Below are 23,562 nucleotides of genomic sequence, written 5' to 3'. Positions count from 1 at the left end.
GTCCGGTCGTGCGGGTGGTGCGGGCGGCTACTCCGAGTGCGAGGCGGAGCGGCGGCGGCGGAGCACCGTCAGCGCGATGCCGGCGAGCAGCAGCAGAGCCGCGCCTCCTGCGGAGGAGGCCGCGTCGACGCCGGTGTTCGCGAGCGGTCCGGAGTGCGAGCCCCCGGCGACGGGGACGGGCGTGGCGGAGGGCAGCGGCACCGGGGTGGCCGTCGGCTGCTCGGTCGGCTCGGGCTGGCCGGGCTCGGGCGTGCCGGGCTCGGCGGGGACCTCGGCCGCGACCGACGTCAGCGACCAGTTCTGGTCGAAGAAGTCCGCCTGGTCGATCACGCCGCGCGCGCTCGCCCAGTCGATCAGCAGCTGCCGGATCTCGAGCCGCTCGTCGTAGACGAGGGGAGCCGCGGCGACGGCCGGGTAGGCCCCGCCACCGCTCTGCCGGTAGTTGTTGACGGCCATCACGAAGCGGTCGTCGTCGGCGACGGGGGTGCCGTCGAGCTGCGTCAGGTCGCGGATCCGGGAGCCGGCCGGCTGCGAGATGTCGATGACGTAGTCGAGGCCCGAGAGCGCGTCGTAGTTGTAGTCCGGGATGCCCGTGGGGCGGTCCGCGGTGATCGCATTCGTGCCGGTGGCCGGGTCGAACGGAGCGCCCGGGGCGACCTGGTTGAAGTAGCGGGCCGAGTACTCGAGGTAGTCGCGCACCTCCGCGCCCGTCATCTCGACGCCCCGGAGGGTGTTCTCGTAGATGTAGAGACCGGCGATGTCGCGGATCGTGACCTGCCCCTTCGGGAAGACCGCGGTGCGCGAGAACGGCGACGCCTGCGAGATCACCGGGACGTCGGCCCACTCCGTGCCCTCGAGCGCGGCGTCGACCGTCTCGGCCTGGACGTTGTTGATGAAGTCGATGATCGGGGTGTCCTCGTAGCGCGAGGTCTCGGCCGAGAGCTCCTCGAGCGACTCGGCCACGGGGGTGTTCACGTACTCGATCGTGGTCGCGTGCGGCTCGGCGAGGGCGTCGACCACGGCGGTCGACTCCTCGGCGATGTCGCGCGCGTAGACCGGGGTGACGACGGGCGCGCTGCCCTCGGTCCAGTCGACCTGCAGGTCGCCCGCGGCGTCCTTCACCAGGTTCAGGGTCACCTCGGTGAGCCCCTGCGCCCAGAAGTACGGCTGGGTGACGAGGATCTGCTCGCCGGCGACGTTCGTGTAGAGCGTCTCGGGGACGTCCTGGTGGCTGTGGCCGGCGACGACCACGTCGATGCCGGGGACCTGCGTCGCGATGTTGTTGACGACGTCCTCGTTGAGGTCGGCCGGGTCGTACTCGGCGTCCGGGACGGTGCCCTGGCCGGTGTGCGCGAGGACGACGACCACGTCGGCCTCGGCCTCGACCTTCGGGACCCACTCCTTCGCGGTCTCGACCATGTCGCGGAACTCGAGCACGCCGTCGACGTACTGCTTGTCCCAGACGCGGACGCCCGGGGTGACCAGGCCGAGCACGCCGACCCGCACGGTCTCGCCGTCGATCTCGCGCTCGATCACCGTGTACGGCTTCTGGTACGGCTCGCCGGTCGCGACGTCGACGACGTTCGCGCCGAGCAGCGGGGCGTTCAGATCGCCCTCGTAGGCGCTCAGCATGTCGAGGCCGTAGTTGAACTCGTGGTTGCCGACGACCTGCGCGTCGTAGCCGATGGTGTTGAACGCGGTGGCCATCGGGTGCGTCGTCTCGCCCGAGAGGACGCCCGCGGCGCCGTCGCCGAGGCCGTAGTAGTAGGTGAGGGGCGTGCCCTGGATCGCGTCGCCGTTGTCGAAGACGAGGACGGAGTCGTCGCCCTTCTCGGCGCGGAGGCGGTCGACCTCGGTCGCGACGCGGGTGAGGCCGAGCGTGTCCTCGCCCTCGTAGGGCGCGTTCGCGAAGTAGTCCCAGTTGTAGACGTGCCCGTGCGTGTCGGTCGTCGACACCAGGGTGAGCTCGACGCCGTCGTCGAGGGTGGCCGCGCTCGCGACGGGGGCGGCGGTGACCGCTCCCAGCGCGACGACGGCGAGGAGGCTTGCGGCGCGGAGTGTGCGCATCGGTTTCCTGTTCGCGTGATCGGTGGAGTGTGAACGAGTTCGAATCTATGCGCCACGTGTGAACGCGTCGTTACGGGTTCGAGAGCATCGCTCGGCTATCGACAAGCGCTCGCATCCGGGCCCGTGCGCACGAGCCGCAGAAGGGGCCCCTCCGCTAGAATCGATCGGCTGGTCGCGCTGCTGCGCCATCGGATGCCCGCCCGGCCCGTCGAGGCCCGCCCTCGAGATCGAGTGCACGCCCCACGACTCCGCTCCCACCCGCGAAGGACACGCCATGCCAGCAATCGTCATCACCGGCGCCCAGTGGGGCGACGAGGGAAAGGGACGCGCGACCGACCTGCTCGGCAGCCGCGTCGACTACGTCGTCAAGTTCAACGGCGGCAACAACGCCGGCCACACGGTCGTCGTCGGCGACGAGAAGTACGCCCTGCACCTGCTGCCCTCGGGCATTCTGACGCCGGGCGTCGTCCCCGTCATCGCGAACGGCGTCGTCGTCGACATCGAGGTGCTCTTCCACGAGCTCGAGGCGCTGAGCGCCCGCGGCGTCGACGTCTCGAAGCTGCTCGTCAGCGCCAACGCGCATGTGATCACCAGCTACCACCGCACCCTCGACAAGGTGACGGAGCGCTTCCTCGGCAAGCGCCAGATCGGCACCACCGGCCGCGGCATCGGCCCGGCCTACGCCGACAAGATCAACCGGGTCGGCATCCGGATCCAGGACCTCTTCGACGAGAACATCCTCCGGCAGAAGATCGAGGGCGCCCTCGACCAGAAGAACCACCTGCTGGTGAAGGTCTACAACCGCCGCGCGATCCTGGTCGAGCAGGTCATGGAGGACCTGCTGCAGTACACGGAGCGCCTGCGCCCGATGGTCGCGGACACCTCGCTCGTCCTCGCCCGGGCGCTCGACGCCGGCAAGACGGTGCTCTTCGAGGCCGGCCAGGCCACGATGCTCGACGTCGACCACGGCACCTACCCGTTCGTCACCTCCTCCAACGCGACCTCGGGCGGCGCGGCCACCGGCTCCGGAGTGGCGCCCAACCGCATCGAGCGCGTCATCGCGGTCATCAAGGCGTACACGACCCGCGTCGGCGCCGGCCCGTTCCCGACCGAGCTGTTCGACGAGTGGGGCGAGTACCTGCGCAAGCAAGGCTTCGAGTTCGGCACCACCACCGGCCGCCCGCGCCGCTGCGGCTGGTACGACGCCCCGATCGCCCGCTACTCCGCGCGGATCAACGGCGTCACCGACTTCGTGCTGACCAAGCTCGACGTGCTCTCGGGCCTGGAGACCATCCCGGTCTGCGTCGCCTACGAGGTCGACGGCGTGCGCCACGACGAGGTCCCCGTCTCGCAGAGCGACTTCCACCACGCGAAGCCGATCTACGAGGAGTTCCCCGGATGGCAGGAGGACATCACCGGCTGCCGCGAGTTCGCCGACCTGCCGCAGGCCGCGCAGGACTACGTCCGCGCCCTCGAGGCGATGAGCGGCGCCCGCTTCTCCGCGATCGGCGTCGGGCCGGAGCGCGAGCAGGTCGTCGTCCTGCACGACCTCCTCGACTGACGCGCGTCGGGACCGACCCGCTTCGAGACCCGTCCGCTCCGGCAGCGACGCGCACGACGGCCGCGGGCGGGGGATGATCGGCTGGTGCAGATCTACGCCGACCTCCCCGCCGTCCGCGCCCGCCAGATCACGGCCGACGCCCTCGCGCTCGCCGTCGCGGTGATCGCGATCGCGGCCGGGATCGCCGTCGGCTCGCTGATCGCGGGCCTCGCCGAGATCGGCCGACGCCTCGAGAGCGCGGGCAGCGGCTTCGGCTCCACCATGAGCGACGCCGGCTCGACGCTCGGCGGCATCCCGCTGCTCGGCGACGCCGTGCGCGCGCCGTTCGACGAGGCCAGCGGCGCCGGAGCGGTGCTCGCCGCGGCCGGCCGCGACCAGCAGCAGCTCGCGAGCGCGCTGGCGATCGTGGCCGGCCTCGCGGTCGGCGGGCTGCCGCTGCTCCTGCTCGCCGTGGTCTGGCTCCGCCCGCGCCTGCGCTTCGCCCGCCGCACCGCCGAGCTGCGTGCCCTCGGCACGACCCCCGGCGGCGCCGAGCTGCTGGCCCTCCGCGCCCTCACCGAGGCGACCCCGCGCGAGATCCTCGCCGCCCACCCGCAGGCCGTCCCCGCCTGGCGCGCCGGCGACCCCGCCGCCACCGCCGCCCTCTCCGCCCTCACCCTCCGCCGAGCCGGCCTCCGCCCCTGACGCCGCCCCCTGACGCGCGCGCCGATCCCCGCCGCGAGATGCCACTTATGAGCACGACACGCCGTGGATCCCGCTCATAAGTGGCATCTCGCGGGGGCCGCAGGGACCAGCACGGGTCACCCGGGAGGATGACGGCGGCGGCCACCCGGGGCGACGCCCGCGACAGAGGCGGCTCCGTAGCGTCGGGGACATGCAGAACCAGACCTCCTCCGTCGTGGCGCGCGTCGAGGACGTGCGCAAGCTCTACGGCAGCACGCCGCCCGTCGTCGCCCTCGACGACGTCACCCTCTCGATCGAGCGCGGCGAGTTCACCGCGGTGATGGGCCCCAGCGGCTCCGGCAAGTCGACGCTGATGCACGTGCTCGCCGGCCTCGACACCGCCTCGGCCGGCCGCGTCTTCCTCGGCGACGTCGAGATCACCGCGATGGGCGACGCCGAGCTCACCGTGCTCCGCCGGCGCAGCGTCGGCTTCGTCTTCCAGGCGTTCAACCTCGTCCCGACCCTCGACGTGCGCGGCAACATCCGCCTCCCGTTCGAGCTCGACGGCCGCCGCGTCACGGCCGAGGAGGAGGAGTGGATCGCCCGCCTGATCGAGTCCCTCGGACTCCGCGAGCGCCTCACCCACCGCCCGCACGAGCTCTCCGGCGGCCAGCAGCAGCGCGTCGCCATCGCCCGCGCCCTGGCCACCCGCCCGCAGCTGATCTTCGCCGACGAGCCGACCGGCAACCTCGACTCGCGCACCGGCCGCGAGGTGCTCAGCCTCCTCCGCGCCTCGACCCGCGAGTACGGCCAGTCGATCGCGATGGTCACCCACGACCCGATCGCCGCGGCATTCGCCGACCGCATCGTCTTCCTCCGCGACGGGGCCGTCGTCGACGACCGCCGCGGGATGAGCGCCGAGGAGATCTCTCGCGCGATGCTCTCGATGGAGGGAGCGTCGTGAGCGCCCGCACGGGCCTCCGGGCCGCGTCCGGCCAGGGCGGCGGCGCGATCATCACGGTCGCCGCGCTCTCGGCCGCGTTCGGCGGAGTCCTGGTGATGGTCATCGCCGACATGGTGGCGGCGTTCGACGCCGCCGGTCTCGACGGCATCGCGCAGGCCGCGACGACCTTGGGCGTGGTCGGCGGCGTCTTCTTCGGCATCGCCGTCTTCGTCGGCGCGATCGTCACCTCCAACGCGGTGTCGACGGTGATCGCCGGCCGCACCCGCGAGATCGCGCTGCTGCGCCTGCTGGGCGCCTCCGGACGCTCGCTCCGCGCCGAGGTGGTGCGGACCGGCCTCGTGCAGGGTCTGATCGGCGCGGCCCTCGGCCTCGTCGCCGCCGTCGTCCTGGTGGCCGTGGGCGCCGAGATCGCCTTCAGCACCGGGACCCTCACGCGCATCGCCGTGCCGCTCGCCTCGCCGGGACTGCTGCTGCCGGGCCTCGCCGTGATCGTCTCGACCGTCGTCGCCTCCTGGGCCGGATCCCGCCGGGTGCTCTCGGTCGCGCCGTCGCAGGCCGCCGGCTCGGCCGCTGAGCCCCGCTACGACGAGCTCCGCGGACGCACGGGCCGGAACGTCCTGGCGATCGTCCTCCTCGTGGTCGGCGTCCTGCTCCTCGTGATCGGCGTCGTGGTCGGGCTGGTCAGCCCGCTCGGCGTCCTGATCGGCCTCGCGGGCGGCATGCTCTCCTTCACCGGGGTGGTCCTCGGAGCGCCGGTCCTGCTCCCGCCGCTGATCTCGCTGGTCGGCCGGGCCTTCGGCGGCGGCCCCGTCGCGCGCCTCGCCTCCGCGAACGCCACCCGCAACCCCGCCCGGAGCGCGCGTGCCGTCATCGGCCTCGTGATCGGAGTGACGCTCGTCACGATGTTCGCGGTGGCCGCTGCGACCTTCTCGTCGATCATGCGCGCCTCGAGCGAGATGAGCCCGGAGATCTTCGCGGCGCTCGACCAGTTCGTCGCGGTCAGCACGGCGATCATGAGCGTGCTGCTCGGCTTCTCTGTGCTGCTCGCGGCCGTCGGCATGGTCAACACGCTCTCGCTGAGCGTGCTGCAGCGCCGCCGCGAGCTGGGACTGCTCCGCGCGCTCGGCTTCACGGGCTCGCAGGTGCGCTGGATGGTCGTCGTCGAGGCGGCGCAGATGGTGATCGCCGCGGCGCTGCTGGGTCTCGTCCTCGGCGCGTTCTACGGCTGGGCCGGCGCGGTCGCGATCTTCGGCTCGCTGCCGGGCATCGGACTGGTGCCGCCGACGATCCCGGTCGGGATCCTGGTCGCCGTCGTCCTGGTCAGCATCGTCCTCACCGCCGTCTCCGCGGTCCTGCCGGCCCGCCGCGCGACCCGGGTGCCGCCGGTGGAGGCGCTCGCCGTCGCCTGAGCGCGCCGGCCGCTCGGCTCGCGAGCGGCTCGAACCACCCGGCCGCTCACGCCACCGGGCCTCTCATACCACCGAGAAGCCGTCCGCGAGGCGCTCCCGCCCGCTCAGCGCGAGCAGGAGCTCCTCGCCCCGTCCCGCCCGAGCGGCGAGCGCCCCCGCCAAGGCGGAGCAGGCCTCGACCGCCTCGGGCGGGATCTCGTGCGCGAGGCCCGTCGCCCGCGACAGGTCGAGGGTGTGCACGACCAGCTCGAGCACGCGGGTCCGCAGGTACTCGTCCAGGGCCAGGGCGTGCTCGCCGATCGCGACGAGGCGCCCGGACGGCTGCTGCGCCAGCAGCGCGAGGGCGCGCTGCAGCGACGCCGCGATCACCTCGGCCGGGTGCTCGCCGAGCAGCGCCCCGGTCTCGACGCCCCGCCGCGCCACGGCCGCGGGGTCGGCGCGGCCGCCGGCCAGGGCCGCGTAGTAGCCGAGCGCGTCGGGCACGGTCGCGGCGGCCGGCTCCTCCGCGAGCAGGTACGTCTCGACCGTCGTGATCGCCCGTGAGGCGTGGCCGGTCAGGCCGCGGACGTCCCAGACGCCCAGCCCCGGCAGCGCCCACTGCTCGTCCCCGATCCGCTCGACGAGGCGGAGCAGGGCGCCGGCCGAGGCGGCGAACATCGCGGTGCTGTCCATGGACCCCATGCTGGCACGCGTCCTGGACTCCTCAGCGGGCCGCAGTGGCCCCAGAATGTCCGGATGAGCAGCCCCGCCTCGTCCGATCGTCCCGTCCGTCCCGTCCGCCCGGCGCCCGCGGTGCTGACCGGCCGCCTCGTCGTCCTCGAGCCGCTCACCGAGGAGCACCTGGAGCCGCTGCGGGCCGCGATCGGCCGCCCCGAGGTGTTCGCCGCGGGCTACGGCGGCGGGCCCTCGGGCCTCCCCGACGGCGCCGAGGCGTTCCGCGCCTTCGCCCGGCGCTACTACCCGTGGGAGACCGGCAATCCCTGCGCCGTGCTCGTCGACGGCCGGGTCGTCGGCACCTCCTCGCTGACCGACTTCGACGAGCGGCGGGAGGCGGCGCACCTCGGCTGGACCGCCTACGCCCCCGAGGTCTGGGGCACGGCTGTGAACCCCGAGACCAAGCTCCTCCTGCTCGGCCTGGCCTTCGACAGCGGCTTCTCGCGGGTGAAGCTGCAGGCGGACGCGGCGAACGCGCGCTCCCGCGCGGCGATCCTCCGCCTCGGCGCGGTCTTCGAGGGCGTGCTGCGGCACGACCAGCGGCGGGCGGACGGCTCCTGGCGCGACACGGCGGTGCACTCGATCCTCGTGGAGGAGTGGCCGGCGGTCCGCGAGGGGCTCGAGCGGAGGATCGAGGCGCTATCAAGCCCGGTCCCGCCGCGCAACCCGGATGCTCCGATCGGGCGCTGAGCGGTAGGAAGGACGCATGGAACGCATCCACTACGCCGGCAGCTCGGTGCTCACCGGCAGCCGGATCGCGCACTCGCTCGTCGGCTACGCCGAGGCCCTCGCGCTGCGCAAGGGCGCGATGTCGGTCGACATCCCGATCCGGCGCTCCACCGGCGAGCTCGGCCGGGCGACCCTGCTGATCGGTCCGGCCAGCCAGCTCTTCTCGGAGACCGAGGACGACGGCGGCGAGGAGATCGTGGACGCGGCCCTGGTCGAGAGGCTCGCGAAGGAGACGGCGCGGCTCGGAGTGTCCCAGCCGCTGGCCGAGGAGGGCGACTCGTCCTCGCCGCACCTGTCCGATCTCGAGATCCCGCACTTCGATTCGGACGACGATCGACGCTGAGCGTCGGCCCCGGGGCGGTTAGAATCGCCCCGTACCGTCCGCCGTGCCCCCGCCGGCTGGACTGCACTGCGAACGGAGACCGCCCTCATGGGCCGATTGATCTACGACTCGACTCTCGAAGCCGACTTCGACGACCGACTGCTCGCCCATCTGCAGATCGTCATCGGCTCGAAGCTGTCGCGCAACGAGTCCTTCTACCTCTCGTGGAAGGACTCGCAATCCGTCGGCGACGGTCGCACGTCGATCTGGCTGCACCCGGCGATCCCGCTGCGCTTCAAGTACCACGGCGGCCGCGCGCCGGCCATCAACCCCGACTGGATCCGCCAGCTCCTGGCCGATTCGCACAGCGCCCACGGCCTGCGCATCAGCGAGGAGCCGCACGGCGGAGCCCGCCAGAGCGAGGAGGGCCTGCTGTGAAGCGCGTCGAGCTGATCTACGGCGGCACCCCCTACAGCCTGCACGACACCACCGCCGCGGACGTCCGTGCGAGCGTCGAGGAGGCGCTCGACGGCACCGCCTCGCGCTGGCTGACCGTCAACCAGGGCGAGGGCCAGCCCCGCGAGACGTCGATCCTGATCACGCCGGGAGTGGCCTTCTCCGTCGCCGACGTCGCGCACTGACCGCCGCCGGCTGAGCCGCCGATCCTGAGCCACCGATCCTGACCGGCACGTCCTGAGCCGCACGTTCCGAGCCGCCGTCCCGGACCGCTCCCGCGTCAGCCTGTGAGCAGCGCCGGGAACTCGCCCGGGATCTCGCGCGCGAGGTAGCCGGCCGGGCCGAGCCTGCGCACGAGGACCGAGTCGGCCTCGGTGTGCAGGAAGGCACCCCACGCCGCGGCGCCCTGCGGGTCGAGGCCGCGCGCGCGGAGCCCGGCCGTCGCGCCGGCGAGGACGTCGCCGCTGCCCGCCGTCGCGAGGCCGGGGTGCTCGCCCTCGATGCGCACGGCGTCGCCGTCGGGCGCGGCGATCACGTTGAAGAGGCTGACGACCGCTCCGTAGCGCTGCGCGACGGCGATCGCGGCGGCCTCCACGTCGTCCACCTCCGCGCCGAGCAGCCGCGCGGCCTCCTCCGTGTTCGGCGTCAGGAGCAGACGGCCGGCGAGGGCGCGGGCGACGCGCCGCTGGCCCGGCAGCACGCCGAGCGGGAAGGCGTCGAGGTGCACGGCGGGGACGTCGGCGAGCAGCGGAGCGATCGCGCGCAGCGTCGCGGCGGTCGCCTTCGGGTGGTCGAGTCCGGGGCCGATCAGCGCGACGTCGGCGGAGCCCAGCTCGCCCTCCAGCGCGGAGAGCCCGCGGCCCGAGATCGAGCCGCCGCGGGTCTCCTCCAGCGGCACGACGCCGCACTCGGGCAGCGCGACGGCGGTGGCGGAGGCGACGGACTCGGCGACGCAGAGGGTGATCCGGCCGGCGCCGACCCGGAGGGCCGCGATCCCGGCGAGGATCGCCGCTCCCGGCGTCTTGCGGGCGCCGCCGACCACGACCACGTCACCGCGCGCGTGCTTCGAGCTCGCGGGGTCGGGCAGCGGCCAGCGCCGTTCGAGCAGGGCGCGGTCGACGACGGCGCTCCTGTGCGCGGTCTCGCTCCTGTGCCGGGTCTCGCTCATGAGTCGGTCCTTCCTCGCGGGTCGTCGACGGCGGTGTCGACGGCGGTGTCCTCGCCGGTGTCGTGGCGGGTGACCGGCGCGCTCGACTCCTCGAGGTGCGCGGTCTCGTTGAAGCGCTCGAGCGTCCAGGCGTCGCCGTCGCGGACGAGCCGGGTGACGGAGGCGTTTGCGACCGGAGTCGCCCGGCCGATGTCGAGCAGCTCGCGCTCGGTGAGCCCCTCGCAGACCGAGCGGATGATCAGGACGACGGCGTCGTGGCAGAACAGCGCGACCGGTCCGGCCGGCGCGACGACGTCGAGGTGGTCCAGGAACGAGCGCACCCGCTGGGCGAGGTCGGTCCAGGACTCGCCGCCCGGCGGGCGGTAGTAGAACTTGCCGAGCCAGTCCCGCCGCGCCGCCTCCTCGGGGAATCGCGCGCGGAAGCCCGCGGTGGTCAGGCGGTCGGCGATGCCGAGATCGCGGTCGCGGAGTCGCTCGTCGAGGCGGGGCACGAGGTCGAGGCCCGCCTCCTCGAAGGCCAGCTGCGCCGTCGAGGACGCGCGCAGGTACGGCGAGGACCAGGCCGCGACCGGGGCGTTGCCGTCGGCGAGCCAGCGGCCGAGCGCGCGGGCCTGCTCGCGGCCGGCCGGGGACAGCTCGACGTCGGGGTCGCGCCGGTCGACGGCGATGTCGTGGGCGCCCTCCGCCTCGGCGGCGCTCGCCGCGATGTTGGCGACGCTCTCGCCGTGGCGCACGAGGAGGAGCTCGGTGGGGCCGGAGGTGCGCGGGCCGGTGCTGGTGGAGGAGCTCATCGCTCCATGCTCCGCTCCGCGGCCCGCCCGGCCGAGGGGGTTCCGCGCGGTGCGGAGCAGTTGCTACGCGGCTAGGGTCGGTCGGGTGAAGCTGATGCGGACGCGACCGGCCCCGACGACCTCCCCGGCCCGCGCGACCCCGCCGGCCCTGCTGATCGGCGCGGCCCTGGCGGTGCTCGCGCTCGCCGGCTGCACCGCTCCCGCGCCGGACGTGGTCGTGTCGAACGACGTGGGGCCCCGCGAGGAGTCGCGCGACCGCGTGCTCGCGCTCGTCTCCTCCCTCTCCGGGCCGCAGGACGACGCCTTCGGCTACGCCCGGCTCGCGAGCGACCAGGCCGTCGAGGGCGTGGACCTGATCGGGATCGAGTCCTACGACGCGCTGAGCGAGGGCGGCGAGTTCGGGGCGCTGTCGTTCCGCACACCGGTCGACGCCGCGGCCTTCCCGGACGTGGCCGATCTGCCGGAGGCCTACTGCTTCCGCGCGCCGTTCGCCGCGGCGGGTGCCGTGGTCGACGACGCCGACGGCGGAGGCGTGGCGGTCATCGAGTGCCCGGCCGACGCCGAGACGATCACACCGCCGGCCGAGTAGGCGCGTCCACCGCGGCGACGACGGCCGCGAGCGTCTCCGGGTCGCTGAGGATGCGGAAGTGCCCGCCGGTCTCCATCCGCACGTTGACCGCGCCCTCGAGCATGCTGCCCTCGGGGATGTGCGGGTCGAAGAGGCCGAAGACCGAGGTGATCCGCGCGTTCGCACCCGCCTGGCTGGAGAGCAGCAGGGTCGTCGCGTCGCGGGGCGAGAACGAGCGGAGGCTCTTCAGCAGCAGGTAGGGCGCGTAGCGGGAGCCGCCGAACGGCGTGGCGACCGCCACCATCCGGTCGACGCGGCCGTCGGGGTCGAGCTCGGTCATCACGTACTTGCCGATCAGGCCGCCCTTGCTGTGCGCGACGATCACCACGTCGCAGAGGTCGTGCTCGGCGAGGTAGGCGGCCACGTCCTCCGCGGTGCGGGCGACCGGGCGGCCGTTCCAGCCGAGGCTGGTGAGCACGTGCATCGGGTGGCCGCGGCGGTGCAGCGGGTCGATGATCGGGCGGAGGAAGGCCCAGGTCTCCCAGATCCCGGGCAGGACCACGATCGGCCGCTCCGTGCCGTCGAGATAGTCGTCGGGGGCGCGGCGGGAGACGAAGGCGCGGACCTGCCAGGCGACGGCGTAGGCGTAGTCGCGGATCCACCAGACGGCGTCGCGGACGAGGTGCGTCATGCGGGCACCGGGGACGGGTCGGCGTCGGGCGCGCGGGCGATGTCGGCGGCGAAGGACGCGAGCGCGAGCGCGAGCGACTCCGGCTGCGTGCGCGGGACCACGTGGCGGGAGCCGGCGAATTCGAGGAGGTGCGCCTCCGCCGCGTGGGCGAGGAGGCGCTCGCACCAGTCGCGGGTGGCGATCGGATCGTCCCGTCCGCGCACGATCAGCACGGGCGCGCTGACCGCGGCCAGCCGCCGCTGGATCGGGTAGTGCAGCATCTCGGGCAGCTGGCGCAGGTACCAGCCGAGACCGCCGCGGACGTAGTCGGCGAAGAGCAGGGCGTCGACGCCGAGCGGCTCGCCCAGGCAGTCGCGGGCGAGGGCGAGACCCTGCCGGACGGCGCCGGGACGCTGCGGATCGACGACGGGGCCGATCAGGACCGCGCCCGCGACGAGGCCGGGCGCGCGGGCGGCGAGCTCGACCGCCACCTGGGCGCCCATCGAGTGGCCGACGACGACCGCCCGGGTGACGCCCTGCTCCGCCAGCGCTCTCTCGACGAGGCGGGCGTGGTCGGCGATGCCGACGCGGCGGCGGGGCGAGCGGTTGGCGCCGAAGCCGGCGAGGTCGACGGCGACGACGCGGCCGTGCGCGCGGAGGGCGACGGCGAGGGTCGAGAAGGTGTGGTGCGACATCCCGATGCCGTGGATCAGGACGAAGGTGCGCTCGGCGTCGGCGCGACCGGTCGCGAGGGTCCGGAGCTCGATCCCGTCGATCCGGTGGCGGACGACGGGCGAGGGGCGGGACATGCCTTCCAGGCTAGGCAGGCGTGCGGTCCGCCGCGCGGGGATGCGCCGCGGTGGTCGGGTGGGCTAGGCGGTCGGGCGGGGCGGTCGGCGGGGCGGGGAGTGTCAAGCGGCTGCTGCGGCGGGGGAGCGGTGCCTAGCCTCGGAGCAGGACGGCGGACGCCGCCCGCGGAGGGACATCATGCGTATCGCGATCGTCGGAGCGACGGGCAACCTGGGCACGGCCCTGCTGAGGCGCCTCCAGCGGGAGGACGCGGTGACGGAGATCATCGGGATCGCCCGGCGCGAGCCGCGACCCGGAGCGGACGAGTACCGCGACGTGCGCTGGCACGAGGTCGACGTGGCCTCGAGCGACGCGGAGCGTCAGCTGCGGAAGGCGTTCACCGGCGTGGACGCGGTCGTGCACCTGGCCTGGGCGCTGCAGCCGAGCCACGACGAGCCGTTCCAGCGTCTGGTCGACGTCGGCGGGACCGCGGCGGTGCTGGCGGCCGCGGCGGCGAGCGGAGTCGGCCAGGTCGCGGTGGCGTCGTCCGTCGGCGCCTACAGCGCGGCGCCGAAGAGCCTGCGCGTCGACGAGAGCTGGCCGACCGGCGGATTGCACACCTCGACCTACAGCCGGCACAAGGCGGCGAACGAGCGCGCGATGGACGCGTTCGAGACGGAGCACCCGGAGGTGGTGCTCACCAGGCTGCGCCCGGGGCTGGTCTTCCAGCGCGGGGCGGCGACCGAGATCGCCGGGCTCTTCGCCGGCCCGCGGTACCCGACGCGCTGGCTGCGGGCGGTCCGGCCGCCGGTGCTGCCGCTGCCGCGGACGCTGATCTTCCAGGGCGTGCACGCCGACGACGTCGCAGACGCGTTCTGGCGCGCGCTCGACCGCCGGGCGGGCGGGGCCTTCAACATCGCCGCGGAGCCGGTGCTCACGCCGCAGCGGATCGCGGACGTCGTCGGCGCGCGGCTCGTGACGGTGCCGGTGGGGCTGCTCCGCTCGATCGTCACCGCGACCTGGCGGCTCCGGCTGCAGCGCACCGACGCGGGCTGGCTCGACATCGCCACGAACACGCCGGTCATGTCGACGGAGAAGGCGCGCACCGTCCTCGGCTGGGAGCCGACGACCACCGCCGAGGAGGCGCTGCGCGAGCTCCTCGACGGCCTCGCCGACCGCGCGACGGTCGCCGGCTCGCCGCCGCTGCGCGGCTGACCGCGGATCTCGATACGCCCTCTGCGAGGGCTACTCGATCAGCATGAAGAGGCCCTCCGGCGCGAGCATGCGAAGAAAGGCGCGAACGCGCTGCACGGCGTGGGCGGGCACGTGAGTTCCATGCTGGTCGAGTAGCGCGCAGCGCGTATCGAGACCCGCCATCGCCAGCAGGGCGGGTCTGCAGACTCGCGTTCCGGCGGTGGTGGATCTCGATACGCCCGCTCCGCGGGCTACTCGATCAGCATGCAGAAGGCAGGCGTCCCTACTCCGCGGCGACGCGGATCAGCACCTTGCCCGTCACGCCGCTCTCGACGGCGTCGTGGGCGGCGGCGGTCTCCTCGAGCGGGAACCAGGTCAGCGGCAGGCCGGCCTCCTCGCCGACGGGGAGGGCGCCGTCGCGCAGGGCCGCGGTGATGTCCTCGGCCGCGGCCTGGAGCGGCGCCTCGCCGACCGTGTAGAGCAGCAGGCCCTGCCAGCGGGCGTTCTTGGCGAAGCTCGGCACGATCGGGATGGTGAACTCGTCGCCGTTGTTGTTCGCGTAGTAGCCGATGCTGCCGTGGTTCGCGAGCACCTCGACGTCGAGGGCGGCGTTCTGCGTCGGCGCCACCTCGACGATCTGCTGGACGCCGTCGGGAGCGATCTCGAGGATCCTCTCCGCGAGCTGCTCGTCCGGGTACTGCAGGACGTGCTGCGCGCCGGCGGCCGTCGCGAGACGCGCCTTCGCGTCGCTGCTCACGGTGGCGATGACGGTCGCTCCGGCCCAGACCGCGAGCTGGATGGCGGCGTGACCGACCGCGCCCGCGCCGCCCTGCACCAGGACGGTGCGGCCGGCGAGCGCGCCGGGGGAGAGGCGGGCGGGCCCCTCCTCGTGCACGGTCAGGGCGCGGTGCGCGGTCATCGCGGGGACGCCGAGGCTCGCTCCGAGCTCGGCGCCGATGCCCTCGGGCAGGCGCACGACGTGCTCGGCGGCGAGGACGGTCGACTCCTGCGCGGAGCCGGTCGGCCGCTGGTGGGCGGCGAGGTGGAACCAGACGCGGTCGCCGACCGCGAACCCGTCGACGCCCTCGCCGACGGCGTCGATCACGCCGGCGCCGTCCTGATTGGGGACGACCTCGGCGAAGGGCGGCTCGCCACCGGCGCGCGCCTTCCAGTCGGTCGGATTGACGCCCGAGACGAGGACGCGCACGCGCACCTCGCCGGCGCCCGGCGTGCCGGCCTCCCGGTCGACGAGCGAGAGGACGGAGGAGGAACCGGAGCGGGAGTAGACGATGGATCGCATACGACCCAGAAGCCCCGCGAGCCGCCCCCTATTCCCGCGCACCCCGTCCCAGACAGCGAGATGCCACTTGTGTACGCGACACGCCGTGAAAGGCGTACACAAGTGGCATCTCGCGGAGAGGGGGAGTTACGAGCGGTCGCTGTCCTGCGTCACGTTCTCCTGCACCGCGTGCTTGGCCTCGCGGGCGGAGTCCTTGACGTCCTCGGCGGCGGATCCACCCGCCTCCTTGACGTTCTGCGCGGCGTCGGTCGCGGTGTCCTTCACCGAGGCGAAGGCCTGCTGCGCCGGCTCGCGCAGCTCGTTCGCGACGTCCTTCGCGGCACCGGTCACGGAGTCGACGACGGGCTGCGCCTGCTCCTTGACCTTGCCGGCCGCGTCCTTCTCGGCGTCCGAGGCGGGGATGAGCGAGGCGATCAGGAGCCCGGCGCCGAAGGCCATCAGGCCCACCGCGAAGGGGTTGCCGTTCGCTTTGCTCTTCACCGCTCCGGCCGTGCCGGAGAGCGAGTCGCCGGCGTCGTGCGCCGAGCCCATCACCCGGTCGCGCACGGAGCCGACGGCCGCCTTGACCTTGTCGGTCTGGCGGTCGACGATCGCGCTCGGGCTGACCTTCTCGGCCAGCGCGTCCACGTCTCCGCCGAGCTCGAGCCGCGTGCGCTCGATGTCGGCCCGGATCTCCTCCGGAGTCTTGCTCTGTCCTGCGTCGTACGTCATCGTCCTGCCCCGTTCGGCTTGAGGGTTTCGGGAATCTGCTTGAGGGTGTCGACCGTCTCGGGGACTCCGTCGACCTGCTTGAGGCTCTTGCGGCCGACGGCGAAGAGGATCGCCGCGACGACGCCCCAGATCACGGCGACGATCACGCCCGACCAGCCGTTGCCGACCAGCGTCCCGAGCGCCCACCAGAGGGCGATCGAGAGGAAGAGCACGGCCATCAGCGCCGCGTAGCCCGCGCCGCCGAGGAGTCCGGCGCCCTTCCCGGCCTTGCCGGCCGACTCCTTGATCTCGGCCTTGGCCAGCGCCATCTCCTGGCGGATCAGCGTCGAGAGGTCGCGGGAGACCTCGCCGAGCAGATCGCCCAGGGAGGTCGAGCCCGCGCGCTCTCCGGGCGTCGGCTCGGCGGAGGCGCGATGCGCGCCCAGCGGATCGCTCACGGCCGGGTTCCGTTCGGGAAGGCGTCGTAGCCGGGCGTGATCGGCGTGCTCAGCGGGTCGGCGACCGGCTCGGTCGGCGCGAAATCGCCGCGCTCGTCGAACGCGGTCGTCGTGGTCGCGCCGCCGGAGTAGTCCGCGGCGGCGGGAGCGGCGAACTCGGGTCCGGAGGTGTCCGCGGTCGCGGCCTTCTCGTCCTTCGCCTCGGCGGTCAGCGCGCGGACGAGGCGTCCGGCGACCAGGCCGGTCGCGGCGGCGATCAGGATGAACGCACCTGGACGGCGGCGCGCGAACGAGCGGACGTCGTCCAGCAGCTCGGAGGGGTCGCGGTTCTCGAGCCACGAGGCGACGCCCTGGACGCGCTCGGCGGCCTGCGAGACGAGCTTCGACGCCGCGTTGTCGTCGCCGCCCTCGCCGTTCGCGAGCGCGGTGAGGTCGTCGCTGAAGGCGCGGGCGCCCTTGGCGGCGTTCTCCTTCTGGGCGTGCGCCTGCTCGGTGAGCTGGGTGCGGCTCTGGTCGAGGAGGTCCTTGACCTGCACCTTCGCCTCCTGGGCGACGTTGGCGGCCTCCTCCTTGCCGGTGGCGAGCACGTCGCCCGCGGCCTGCTTGGCGTCGCCGGCGACGGCGCCGGCCTGCTCCTTCGCAGCGCCCGCGGTCTCGGCGGCCTTCTCCTTGGCGGAGCCGGCGGCGTCCGAGACGCTGCCCGAGGTGCCCCCGCCGACGCTGTGCGCGCCGGAGGTCGTGTCCGTGGTCGTCGTGTCCGACGAGTACGGCTCGGAGGTGAGCGGTGCGTCGTAGGTGCTGTCGGTGCTGTCGTACGAGGGGTCGGCGGCGCGGGCGTTCGCCGCGCCGTCTCCGAACGGAGGTGAAGCGGGATCGATGTTCGACATCGTCTGTCCCTTCCAGGATCGAGAAATGGTGGTCTGCGTGCCGGCGTCGCCAGTCTGGGCAGTGCGCCGCGCACCGAGATAGGGCGTAGCGGACAGAAGGCGTGAGGGCGTACGATCCCGCGCATCCGTGCTCTGACGCCCGGGCGGCGCTTCCTGGACGTCGGCTCCGGATCCGGTGGACCGGCGCGTCAAGCCCTTCTCGTCGGCGAAGAGCGCTGCCTAGCGTCGACGGGGACGGGGGCACGACCGCCCCGTCTCCGCTTCCGGAAAGGCACCCCATGCTCAGCACTCGACCGTCCCGCACCGTGCGCGTCCTCGGCGCGCTCGGCGCCTCCGCCCTGACCATCGGCCTGCTCGCGGGCTGCACCGGCGACGCGCAGACCCCGAACCAGTCCGGGAGCGCCGTGCCCACCAGCGCCGATGACGGCTCGACCCGCACGCCCACGATGGAGCCGACGCAGACCGCGCCGTCGGACACCGCGACGCCCGTCATGTGACCCCGCCGGGAGCGGGCAACCGACGATCGTGGCACCTCGGCGATCGTCCGGGCAAGCCCCTTCCGGCTCCCAGCCGACGAGCAGAAACGGCTCCTACCTTCGGGTGACAGTTCAGCGCACGACGATCACGAAGGAGGCACCACTATGGGGCTCGATGACAAGATCAAGAACGCCGCTCAGGACATCGCCGGCAAGGCGAAGGAAGCCCTGGGCGACCACAAGAACGACGACAGCCTGAAGGCCGAGGGCCAGAAGGACCAGGCCTCGGCCTCCGCGAAGCAGACCGGCGAGGACATCAAGGACGTCTTCAAGTAGGTCTACCCCGCACCACGACTCAGGCGGCGCCCCCTCGGGGACGCCGCCTTCGTCGTGTCCCGGCGGAGGGATCTCGATACGCCGCGTCCCGCGGCTACTCGATCAGCATGAGCGGCCCATGCTGGTCGAGTATCGCCGGAGGCGCATATCGAGACCCCACGCCGCCCGCTACGGCTGCAGGACGACCTTGATGCAGCCGTCCTCCTTCTTCTGGAAGGTCTCGTAGAGGCCGGGGGCGTCCTCGAGGGGGGCGCGGTGGGTGACGAGGTCGTTGACGCCCAGCGGGTCGCTCGAGTCCTCGACCAGCGGCAGCAGGTCGTCGATCCAGCGCTTCACGTTGCACTGGCCCATCGTCAGGGTGATCTGCTTGTCGAACATCGACTTCAGCGGCAGCGGGTCCGCCTCGCCGCCGTAGACACCGCTCAGCGAGACCGTGCCGCCGCGGCGCACCAGGTCGAGCGAGGAGACGACCGCGGCGAGCCGGTCGACGCCGACCGTGTCCATCGCCTTCCGCGCGATCGGGTCGGGGAGCAGCCCGGCGACGGTCTGCGCGAACGAGCCCATCGGCGAGCCGTGCGCCTCCATGCCGACCGCGTCGACGACGGAGTCGGGGCCGCGGCCCTCGGTGAGGTCGCGCAACTGGTCGTTGATGTCGTCCGTGAAGTCGAAGACCTCGATGCCGTGACGGGCGGCCATCGCGCGGCGCTCGGCGACCGGGTCGACCGCGAGCACGCGGTAGCCCTTGTGCGCGCCGATGCGGGCGGCGAACTGGCCGACCGGGCCGAGGCCGAAGACGACGAGCGAGCCGCCGTCGGGCACGTTCGCGTACTCGACGCCCTGCCAGGCCGTCGGCACGATGTCGCTGAGGAAGAGGTAGTTCTCGTCCGGCAGGACGGTGTCGACGACGACGGTGTTGTAGTCGGCGAGCGGCACGCGGAGGAACTCCGCCTGGCCGCCGGGGACCTGGCCGTACATCTTCGTGTAGCCGAAGAGCGAGGCTCCGGAGCCGTACTCGGTCACCTGGGTGGTCTCGCACTGCGACTGCAGGCCGCGACGGCACATGAAGCACTCGCCGCAGGAGATGTTGAACGGGACGACGACGCGGTCGCCGACCTTGAGCTTGGTGATGCCCGCGCCGACCTCCTCGACGACGCCCATCGGCTCGTGGCCGAGGATGTCGCCCTTGTCGAGGTACGGGCCGAGCAGGCGGTACAGGTGCAGGTCGGAGCCGCAGATGGCGGTCGAGGTGATCCGGACGATGGCGTCCGTCGGCTGCTGGATGCGGGGATCGGGAACCGTCTCGACCGAGACCTTCTCGACGCCCTGCCACGTGAGTGCGCGCATGCTTCCTCCTTCTCCCGGCGCTGACGCCGGTGGTTCTCCGGCGCTCGCCGGGTACCTCTCCAGGCCACACCCGGCGGCGCGGAGTCGCGAGGGGGTTGACGGCCGGACGGCGCGGTTCGGAGGCTCTTCCCGGGTGAGGGCCGTGCCGAGCGCCGGCGATGTCGAGAGGACGTGCACCCGACGCTCACCCCGCTCCCGGCCGCGCAGTGGTGTGATGGAGGGATGGATGCTCTCTACACCGCCATCGCCCACGCCTCCGGTGGAGGACGCGACGGCCACGTCCGCACCGAGGACGACCGGCTCGACCTCGACACCCGCCCGCCCCAGGAGCTCGGCGGCTCCGGCGAGGGCACGAACCCCGAGCAGCTCTTCGCCGCCGGCTTCGCGGCCTGCTTCCTCAGCGCGCTGCACGGCTCCGGCAAGGCGCTCTCGATCGACACCACCGACGCGCAGGTGTCGGCGAGCGTCTCGATCGGCAAGAACGACGACGGCGGCTTCGGCCTCGCGGTCGAGCTCGACATCTATGTCCCCAAGGCGAGCTCGGAGGACGCGCACGCCGTCGCCGAGAAGGCGCACACCATGTGCCCGTACTCGAACGCGACCCGCGGCAACGTGGACGTCGTCCTCAACATCGTCGACTGACGCCGCCTCTCCTCGAAGGCCCCTGCCCGGTGACGGGCGGGGGCCTTCGACGTGCCGCCGCCTTCGGCTCGTGATTCCGGCTCCGGCTCGCGGGAATCGCGGGATTCGACGTGCCGGAAGCGTTTGTGCGTGCCGGGGGTCGGTGGGGTCGAGCTTCGGCTCGTGATTCTGGCTGGGGCTCGTGGAAATCGCGAGATTTCGCGTGCCCGGGGTGTTTCTGCGTGCCGGAGCTTGGCGGGGGTCGAGCTCGGGCTCGTGATTACGGGTCGGGCTCGCGGGAACTGCGGCTTTCGGCGTGCCGGAGGTGCCTCCGCGAGCCGGAGGTCTGCCACGGCAGGAGTGCGTCGTGCCCGTCCGTTAGGGTCGGAGGCATGATCGAGGAACCGTCGCGCGAGGGGTCGGACGCCGAGGCGCTGGCCGAGCTCGAGCAGATCCGTCAGAGCATCGACAACATCGACGCGGCGCTGATCCACCTGCTCGCCGAGCGCTTCAAGTTCACCCAGAAGGTCGGGCGGCTGAAGGCGGCGCACGGCCTGCCGCCCGCCGACCTCGACCGCGAGTCGCGCCAGATCGCGCGGCTGCGGGCGCTGGCGGAGGACGCGCACCTCGACCCGGCCTTCGCGGAGAAGTTCCTCGGCTTCATCGTCGCCGAGGTCATCCACCACCACGAGCAGATCGCGAGCGGCGCGGCGGACTGAGGGCGGCCCGGCGGGCTTGCCTGCGGGTCTCGATACGCCGCCTCCGGCGGCTACTCGACCAGCATGGGTGCGGGCCTGCGGCGGTTACCCGACCAGCATGGATGGGCGCCCGCCCGACATGCTGGGCGGCCGCTCACCGAGCGGCCCCCGCTTCATGCTGATCGAGTAGCCCGCGCAGCGGGCGTATCGAGATCCACCAGCGTCAGAAGTGGAGTCTGCGGACCCGGCCTGCTGACGACGGCGGGTCTCGATACGCCGCCTCCGGCGGCTGCTCGACCAGCATGGGAGGCGCCTGCGGCGGCCGCTCCGTGATGCTGGACGTCCTTACCCCTTCCGCGAGATGCCACTTGTGCACGCTCGACACGGCGTGTCGCGTGCACAAGTGGCATCTCGCGGAGGGGAGGGGTCAGGCCTCGACGGGGCGGGTCAGGGCGCGGACCGAGGTGACGCGGCGGCGGGCGATGGCGGCGACCGTCAGCAGGAGGCCGAAGAGCAGCCAGATCAGCAGGCCGACCACCGCGCCGCCGACGCCGCCGGTGCCCTCGACCACGCCGGCCAGCGCGTTCTGCGCGGCGGAGAGCGGCAGGAAGGCGAGGGCGTCGTCGAAGACGCCCGGGACGGTCGAGATGATGCCGGCGCCGAGGCCGATCACGGCCGCGACCATCGAGACGAAGCGGCCGAGCCCGCCGAGCAGCGCGACCAGGCCCTGGTTCACGGCGCCGAACGAGGCCCCCGCGAGCATCGCCAGCGCGGCGAAGCCGAACCAGGTCACGAGGTCCAGACTCGCGACCGCGCTCATCACGATCGCGACGGCGAGGCCCTGCACCAGTCCGATCACGAGGGCCGGCACGTAGGAGGACAGCGCCAGCGCCGCGGAGGAGCGGGTCGAGGAGAGCGCGCGGTGCGAGAACGCGGCGAGGACGAGGAAGGTCGCCAGGGCACCGAGCCAGAGCGCGATCGTCGCGAAGAACGGCACGCTCGACGCTCCGAAGAGGTCCGTGGTGTTGCCGCTCGAGTTCTCGACCGGGTCGGAGACGACGTCGGCGAGGTTCTGCGACTCCGACTCCGTGTACGTCGGCAGCTGGGCCACCGCGGCGTCGAGGCCGGTCGCGAGCGAGCGGGTGCCGTCGGCGAGCTGGAGGGCGCCGTCCGAGACTCCGCCCGCGCCGTCGGCGAGCTGTCGTGCTCCGTCGGCCGCCGAGGAGGCGCCGGTCGAGAGCTGCGCGGCTCCGTCCGCGGCCGAGGTCGCGCCGGTCGCCAGCTGGCGTGCGCCGTCGGCGGCGGAGGCGGCGCCGGTGGCGAGCTGCGACGCTCCGCCGGCGGCCGTCGCGGCGCCGGTCGAGAGCTGGCCCAGGCCGCCCGCGAGGGCGGTCGCTCCGTCGGCGACGCCGCGCGCTCCGGCGGCCGACTGCGCGGTCCCGGCGACGAGCGACGGCTGACCGTTCGCTCCGTCGTTGATGCCGGCCGAGATGCCCGCGGCGTACTGCGCGGTCGCGCCCGCCTGGTAGAGCGCGCCGGCCTGGTTCGTGGTGTCGAGCTGGCTGCCGGCTTCCGCGAGGATGGCGGCGCAGACGGGGTCGGTCGCGGCGCAGGACTGCGCGAGCGCGGCGATGGTGCCGAGCGAGGTGCCGGTGGTGGTCGCGGACTGGGCGGCGAGCCCGGAGGCGGTCGCGGCGGTGTCGCCCAGCGCCGAGACTCCCGCGGCGAGACCGTCGAGGCCGTCCGCGAGCGAGCCCGCGCCGGTCGCGAGCTGCGTCGCGCCGTCGGCCGACTGCTGCGCGCCGGTCGCGAGCTGCGAGACCCCGCCCGAGAGGTCGGAGGCGCCGGTGCCGACCTGCGCGACGCCGTCCGCCAGGGAGGACGCGCCGGTGCCGAGCTGCGCCACTCCGTCCGAGAGGCCGGAGGCGCCGGTGGCGAGGTCGTCGATGCCGTCCGCGAGCGTGCTGGTGCCGTCGGCGAGCGTCGAGGCGCCGGTGCCGAGCTGGTCGGCGCCGTCCGCGAGCGTGCCCGCGCCGTCGGCGGCCTGGCCGATCTGCTCGTTCAGGGTGTTGAAGCCGACGTAGATGTTCTCGAGGTAGGCGGTGGTCAGCTGCGTGTTCAGCAGCGCCGTCGCCGTGCTGGTGACCGTCGCCGAGATGGCGTCGTCGACGAGCTTCGCCTTCTCGCTGGTGGCGATGTCGATCGTGGCCTTCGTCGCGGCGGCGGCGTCTCCGGCGTAGGAGGTCGCGGCAGCGGAGAACGAGGACGGGATGGTGACGACGGTCGCGTAGCTGCCGTCGGCGAGGCCCTTCGCCGCGTCGTCCTTGTCGGTGAGGACCCAGGTGAAGTTGCCGGTCGAGTCGGAGCCCGAGACGTTCGCCGCGGGGCTCGAGGAGGGGGAGGGAGTGCCGGACGCGGAGGGCGCGGGCGTCGCCGCGTCCGTCTCCCCGCCGGTGACGAGCCCGGCCGCGAGCTGGCGGCCGAGCGGCACGGTCTGCCCGTTGAGCTCGACGGGGGTGTCCTCGTTCACGACCGCGGCCGTGATGGTGTCGAGGCGCTCGGTCGGGTTCCACAGCGCCCAGACGAGCAGGCCGCCGATGACCAGCGGGACGAGGACGATGCCGAGAAGGGTCACCCAGGACACCTTCTTGACGCCGCGGGGGCGTTCGAGGGAGAAGAGAGCCATC

26 protein-coding genes are annotated in these 23,562 nt (G+C 73.3%); 14 read left to right on the top strand and 12 right to left on the bottom strand.

The genetic code is table 11. From position 1 onward, the window contains the following. Positions 1-27: 27 nt before the first annotated feature. On the bottom strand, positions 28-2,067 hold the full coding sequence (locus MT353_RS16805) for a bifunctional UDP-sugar hydrolase/5'-nucleotidase (protein WP_243625378.1): 2,040 nt from the start codon (positions 2,065-2,067) through the stop codon (positions 28-30). A 274-nt stretch (positions 2,068-2,341) separates the two neighbouring features. On the opposite strand from MT353_RS16805, the gene MT353_RS16800 reads away from it, so the two are divergent. The 4 genes from MT353_RS16800 (at position 2,342) to MT353_RS22035 (ending at position 6,664) form a co-directional block, all read left to right on the top strand. After that, positions 2,342-3,628, top strand: coding sequence for an adenylosuccinate synthase (locus MT353_RS16800; RefSeq protein ID WP_123736253.1), 1,287 nt, complete (start codon positions 2,342-2,344; stop codon positions 3,626-3,628). 84 nt (positions 3,629-3,712) lie between these two features. Then, positions 3,713-4,312, top strand: a complete 600-nt coding sequence (locus MT353_RS16795; RefSeq protein ID WP_243625377.1) for a hypothetical protein — start codon at positions 3,713-3,715, stop codon at positions 4,310-4,312. Between the two features lie 190 nt (positions 4,313-4,502). Further along, positions 4,503-5,255 (top strand): ABC transporter ATP-binding protein, encoded by a 753-nt coding sequence (locus tag MT353_RS16790; RefSeq protein WP_243625376.1) that lies wholly within the window; start codon positions 4,503-4,505, stop codon positions 5,253-5,255. Then, positions 5,252-6,664, top strand: coding sequence for an FtsX-like permease family protein (locus MT353_RS22035; RefSeq protein WP_243625375.1), 1,413 nt, complete (start codon positions 5,252-5,254; stop codon positions 6,662-6,664). Before MT353_RS16790 ends, MT353_RS22035 begins: the two co-directional genes overlap by 4 nt. Positions 6,665-6,727: 63 nt before the next feature. On the opposite strand, the gene MT353_RS16780 is transcribed toward MT353_RS22035, so the two are convergent. After that, positions 6,728-7,336 (bottom strand): maleylpyruvate isomerase N-terminal domain-containing protein, encoded by a 609-nt coding sequence (locus MT353_RS16780; RefSeq protein WP_243625374.1) that lies wholly within the window; start codon positions 7,334-7,336, stop codon positions 6,728-6,730. A 63-nt stretch (positions 7,337-7,399) separates the two neighbouring features. Between MT353_RS16780 and MT353_RS16775 the strand changes: the two genes are divergently transcribed. The 4 genes from MT353_RS16775 (at position 7,400) to MT353_RS16760 (ending at position 9,070) form a co-directional block, all read left to right on the top strand. Further along, positions 7,400-8,068 (top strand): GNAT family N-acetyltransferase, encoded by a 669-nt coding sequence (locus MT353_RS16775; protein WP_243625373.1) that lies wholly within the window; start codon positions 7,400-7,402, stop codon positions 8,066-8,068. 16 nt (positions 8,069-8,084) lie between these two features. Next, positions 8,085-8,450 carry a hypothetical protein gene (locus MT353_RS16770; RefSeq protein ID WP_123706004.1) on the top strand — a complete coding sequence of 122 codons (366 nt, stop codon included), beginning with the start codon at positions 8,085-8,087 and terminating at the stop codon, positions 8,448-8,450. Between the two features lie 87 nt (positions 8,451-8,537). Continuing rightward, positions 8,538-8,867, top strand: coding sequence for an ATP-dependent DNA ligase (locus MT353_RS16765; protein ID WP_123447118.1), 330 nt, complete (start codon positions 8,538-8,540; stop codon positions 8,865-8,867). Next, the gene (locus MT353_RS16760) at positions 8,864-9,070 is read left to right on the top strand and encodes a hypothetical protein (RefSeq protein WP_123736258.1); all 207 of its coding nucleotides are present in this window, start codon (positions 8,864-8,866) and stop codon (positions 9,068-9,070) included. Before MT353_RS16765 ends, MT353_RS16760 begins: the two co-directional genes overlap by 4 nt. A gap of 95 nt (positions 9,071-9,165) precedes the next feature. Here MT353_RS16760 and MT353_RS16755 read toward each other — a convergent pair whose 3' ends face one another. Continuing rightward, on the bottom strand, positions 9,166-10,053 hold the full coding sequence (locus tag MT353_RS16755) for an ADP/ATP-dependent (S)-NAD(P)H-hydrate dehydratase (protein WP_243625372.1): 888 nt from the start codon (positions 10,051-10,053) through the stop codon (positions 9,166-9,168). Beyond that, the gene (locus MT353_RS16750) at positions 10,050-10,844 is read right to left on the bottom strand and encodes a histidine phosphatase family protein (protein WP_243625371.1); all 795 of its coding nucleotides are present in this window, start codon (positions 10,842-10,844) and stop codon (positions 10,050-10,052) included. The genes MT353_RS16755 and MT353_RS16750 overlap by 4 nt, the downstream gene beginning before the upstream one ends. An 85-nt stretch (positions 10,845-10,929) precedes the next feature. Here MT353_RS16750 and MT353_RS16745 point away from each other — a divergent pair, with 85 nt between their 5' ends. Continuing rightward, positions 10,930-11,433, top strand: coding sequence for a hypothetical protein (locus MT353_RS16745; RefSeq protein WP_243625370.1), 504 nt, complete (start codon positions 10,930-10,932; stop codon positions 11,431-11,433). Here MT353_RS16745 and MT353_RS16740 read toward each other — a convergent pair. Further along, entirely contained in the window at positions 11,414-12,103 is a 690-nt protein-coding gene (locus MT353_RS16740) for a triacylglycerol lipase (RefSeq protein WP_243625369.1), read from the bottom strand. The two genes, MT353_RS16745 and MT353_RS16740, sit on opposite strands and share 20 nt — an antisense overlap. Beyond that, positions 12,100-12,891, bottom strand: a complete 792-nt coding sequence (locus MT353_RS16735) for an alpha/beta fold hydrolase (RefSeq protein WP_243625368.1) — start codon at positions 12,889-12,891, stop codon at positions 12,100-12,102. The genes MT353_RS16740 and MT353_RS16735 overlap by 4 nt, the downstream gene beginning before the upstream one ends. Before the next feature lie 178 nt (positions 12,892-13,069). Between MT353_RS16735 and MT353_RS16730 the strand changes: the two genes are divergently transcribed. Then, complete coding sequence (locus MT353_RS16730) at positions 13,070-14,086, top strand: NAD-dependent epimerase/dehydratase family protein (RefSeq protein ID WP_243625367.1); 1,017 nt, start codon at positions 13,070-13,072, stop codon at positions 14,084-14,086. A gap of 262 nt (positions 14,087-14,348) precedes the next feature. On the opposite strand, the gene MT353_RS16725 is transcribed toward MT353_RS16730, so the two are convergent. From MT353_RS16725 to MT353_RS16710, 4 genes are all read right to left on the bottom strand, one after another. Further along, positions 14,349-15,365, bottom strand: coding sequence for an NADPH:quinone reductase (locus tag MT353_RS16725; protein WP_243625366.1), 1,017 nt, complete (start codon positions 15,363-15,365; stop codon positions 14,349-14,351). Between the two features lie 126 nt (positions 15,366-15,491). Continuing rightward, positions 15,492-16,076 carry a DUF3618 domain-containing protein gene (locus MT353_RS16720; protein ID WP_243599327.1) on the bottom strand — a complete coding sequence of 195 codons (585 nt, stop codon included), beginning with the start codon at positions 16,074-16,076 and terminating at the stop codon, positions 15,492-15,494. After that, positions 16,073-16,513 carry a phage holin family protein gene (locus tag MT353_RS16715; protein WP_372487831.1) on the bottom strand — a complete coding sequence of 147 codons (441 nt, stop codon included), beginning with the start codon at positions 16,511-16,513 and terminating at the stop codon, positions 16,073-16,075. The genes MT353_RS16720 and MT353_RS16715 overlap by 4 nt, the downstream gene beginning before the upstream one ends. Further along, positions 16,510-17,400, bottom strand: a complete 891-nt coding sequence (locus MT353_RS16710) for a hypothetical protein (RefSeq protein ID WP_243625365.1) — start codon at positions 17,398-17,400, stop codon at positions 16,510-16,512. The genes MT353_RS16715 and MT353_RS16710 overlap by 4 nt, the downstream gene beginning before the upstream one ends. A gap of 278 nt (positions 17,401-17,678) precedes the next feature. On the opposite strand from MT353_RS16710, the gene MT353_RS16705 reads away from it, so the two are divergent. Further along, complete coding sequence (locus MT353_RS16705; protein WP_123447108.1) at positions 17,679-17,897, top strand: hypothetical protein; 219 nt, start codon at positions 17,679-17,681, stop codon at positions 17,895-17,897. A 144-nt stretch (positions 17,898-18,041) separates the two neighbouring features. Continuing rightward, on the top strand, positions 18,042-18,212 hold the full coding sequence (locus MT353_RS16700; protein ID WP_123447107.1) for a CsbD family protein: 171 nt from the start codon (positions 18,042-18,044) through the stop codon (positions 18,210-18,212). Between the two features lie 168 nt (positions 18,213-18,380). Here the strand turns inward: MT353_RS16700 and MT353_RS16695 are convergent, their stop codons facing one another. Further along, positions 18,381-19,556, bottom strand: a complete 1,176-nt coding sequence (locus MT353_RS16695; protein ID WP_123736269.1) for a zinc-dependent alcohol dehydrogenase — start codon at positions 19,554-19,556, stop codon at positions 18,381-18,383. Positions 19,557-19,778: 222 nt separating this feature from the next. On the opposite strand from MT353_RS16695, the gene MT353_RS16690 reads away from it, so the two are divergent. After that, a complete protein-coding gene (locus MT353_RS16690; protein ID WP_123736270.1) occupies positions 19,779-20,198 on the top strand; it encodes an organic hydroperoxide resistance protein in 420 nt (139 codons plus the stop codon). Between the two features lie 371 nt (positions 20,199-20,569). Continuing rightward, positions 20,570-20,896, top strand: a complete 327-nt coding sequence (locus tag MT353_RS16685; protein WP_132437413.1) for a chorismate mutase — start codon at positions 20,570-20,572, stop codon at positions 20,894-20,896. A 406-nt stretch (positions 20,897-21,302) separates the two neighbouring features. On the opposite strand, the gene MT353_RS16680 is transcribed toward MT353_RS16685, so the two are convergent. Continuing rightward, positions 21,303-23,561, bottom strand: a complete 2,259-nt coding sequence (locus MT353_RS16680) for a YhgE/Pip domain-containing protein (RefSeq protein WP_243625364.1) — start codon at positions 23,559-23,561, stop codon at positions 21,303-21,305. Position 23,562: the final 1 nt, after the last annotated feature.

The sequence above is a fragment of the Rathayibacter sp. VKM Ac-2927 genome, assembly GCF_022815525.1.
Taxonomy (GTDB): domain Bacteria; phylum Actinomycetota; class Actinomycetes; order Actinomycetales; family Microbacteriaceae; genus Rathayibacter; species Rathayibacter festucae.
This window is presented reverse-complemented; position numbering and strand designations above follow the sequence as displayed.

What these genes read in the sequence shown, in the direction of transcription:
- MT353_RS16765 (WP_123447118.1), top strand. Translation starts at nt 8,538, where the DNA reads ATGGGCCGATTGATCTACGACTCGACTCTCGAAGCCGACTTCGACGAC.
- MT353_RS16680 (WP_243625364.1), bottom strand. Translation starts at nt 23,561, where the DNA reads ATGGCTCTCTTCTCCCTCGAACGCCCCCGCGGCGTCAAGAAGGTGTCC.
- MT353_RS16730 (WP_243625367.1), top strand. Translation starts at nt 13,070, where the DNA reads ATGCGTATCGCGATCGTCGGAGCGACGGGCAACCTGGGCACGGCCCTG.
- MT353_RS16775 (WP_243625373.1), top strand. Translation starts at nt 7,400, where the DNA reads ATGAGCAGCCCCGCCTCGTCCGATCGTCCCGTCCGTCCCGTCCGCCCG.
- MT353_RS16690 (WP_123736270.1), top strand. Translation starts at nt 19,779, where the DNA reads ATGGATGCTCTCTACACCGCCATCGCCCACGCCTCCGGTGGAGGACGC.
- MT353_RS16805 (WP_243625378.1), bottom strand. Translation starts at nt 2,067, where the DNA reads ATGCGCACACTCCGCGCCGCAAGCCTCCTCGCCGTCGTCGCGCTGGGA.
- MT353_RS16740 (WP_243625369.1), bottom strand. Translation starts at nt 12,103, where the DNA reads ATGACGCACCTCGTCCGCGACGCCGTCTGGTGGATCCGCGACTACGCC.
- MT353_RS16725 (WP_243625366.1), bottom strand. Translation starts at nt 15,365, where the DNA reads ATGCGATCCATCGTCTACTCCCGCTCCGGTTCCTCCTCCGTCCTCTCG.
- MT353_RS16755 (WP_243625372.1), bottom strand. Translation starts at nt 10,053, where the DNA reads ATGAGCGAGACCCGGCACAGGAGCGAGACCGCGCACAGGAGCGCCGTC.
- MT353_RS16780 (WP_243625374.1), bottom strand. Translation starts at nt 7,336, where the DNA reads ATGGACAGCACCGCGATGTTCGCCGCCTCGGCCGGCGCCCTGCTCCGC.
- MT353_RS16695 (WP_123736269.1), bottom strand. Translation starts at nt 19,556, where the DNA reads ATGCGCGCACTCACGTGGCAGGGCGTCGAGAAGGTCTCGGTCGAGACG.
- MT353_RS16685 (WP_132437413.1), top strand. Translation starts at nt 20,570, where the DNA reads ATGATCGAGGAACCGTCGCGCGAGGGGTCGGACGCCGAGGCGCTGGCC.
- MT353_RS16705 (WP_123447108.1), top strand. Translation starts at nt 17,679, where the DNA reads ATGCTCAGCACTCGACCGTCCCGCACCGTGCGCGTCCTCGGCGCGCTC.
- MT353_RS16800 (WP_123736253.1), top strand. Translation starts at nt 2,342, where the DNA reads ATGCCAGCAATCGTCATCACCGGCGCCCAGTGGGGCGACGAGGGAAAG.
- MT353_RS16790 (WP_243625376.1), top strand. Translation starts at nt 4,503, where the DNA reads ATGCAGAACCAGACCTCCTCCGTCGTGGCGCGCGTCGAGGACGTGCGC.
- MT353_RS16700 (WP_123447107.1), top strand. Translation starts at nt 18,042, where the DNA reads ATGGGGCTCGATGACAAGATCAAGAACGCCGCTCAGGACATCGCCGGC.
- MT353_RS16735 (WP_243625368.1), bottom strand. Translation starts at nt 12,891, where the DNA reads ATGTCCCGCCCCTCGCCCGTCGTCCGCCACCGGATCGACGGGATCGAG.
- MT353_RS16750 (WP_243625371.1), bottom strand. Translation starts at nt 10,844, where the DNA reads ATGAGCTCCTCCACCAGCACCGGCCCGCGCACCTCCGGCCCCACCGAG.
- MT353_RS16720 (WP_243599327.1), bottom strand. Translation starts at nt 16,076, where the DNA reads ATGACGTACGACGCAGGACAGAGCAAGACTCCGGAGGAGATCCGGGCC.
- MT353_RS16770 (WP_123706004.1), top strand. Translation starts at nt 8,085, where the DNA reads ATGGAACGCATCCACTACGCCGGCAGCTCGGTGCTCACCGGCAGCCGG.
- MT353_RS16710 (WP_243625365.1), bottom strand. Translation starts at nt 17,400, where the DNA reads ATGTCGAACATCGATCCCGCTTCACCTCCGTTCGGAGACGGCGCGGCG.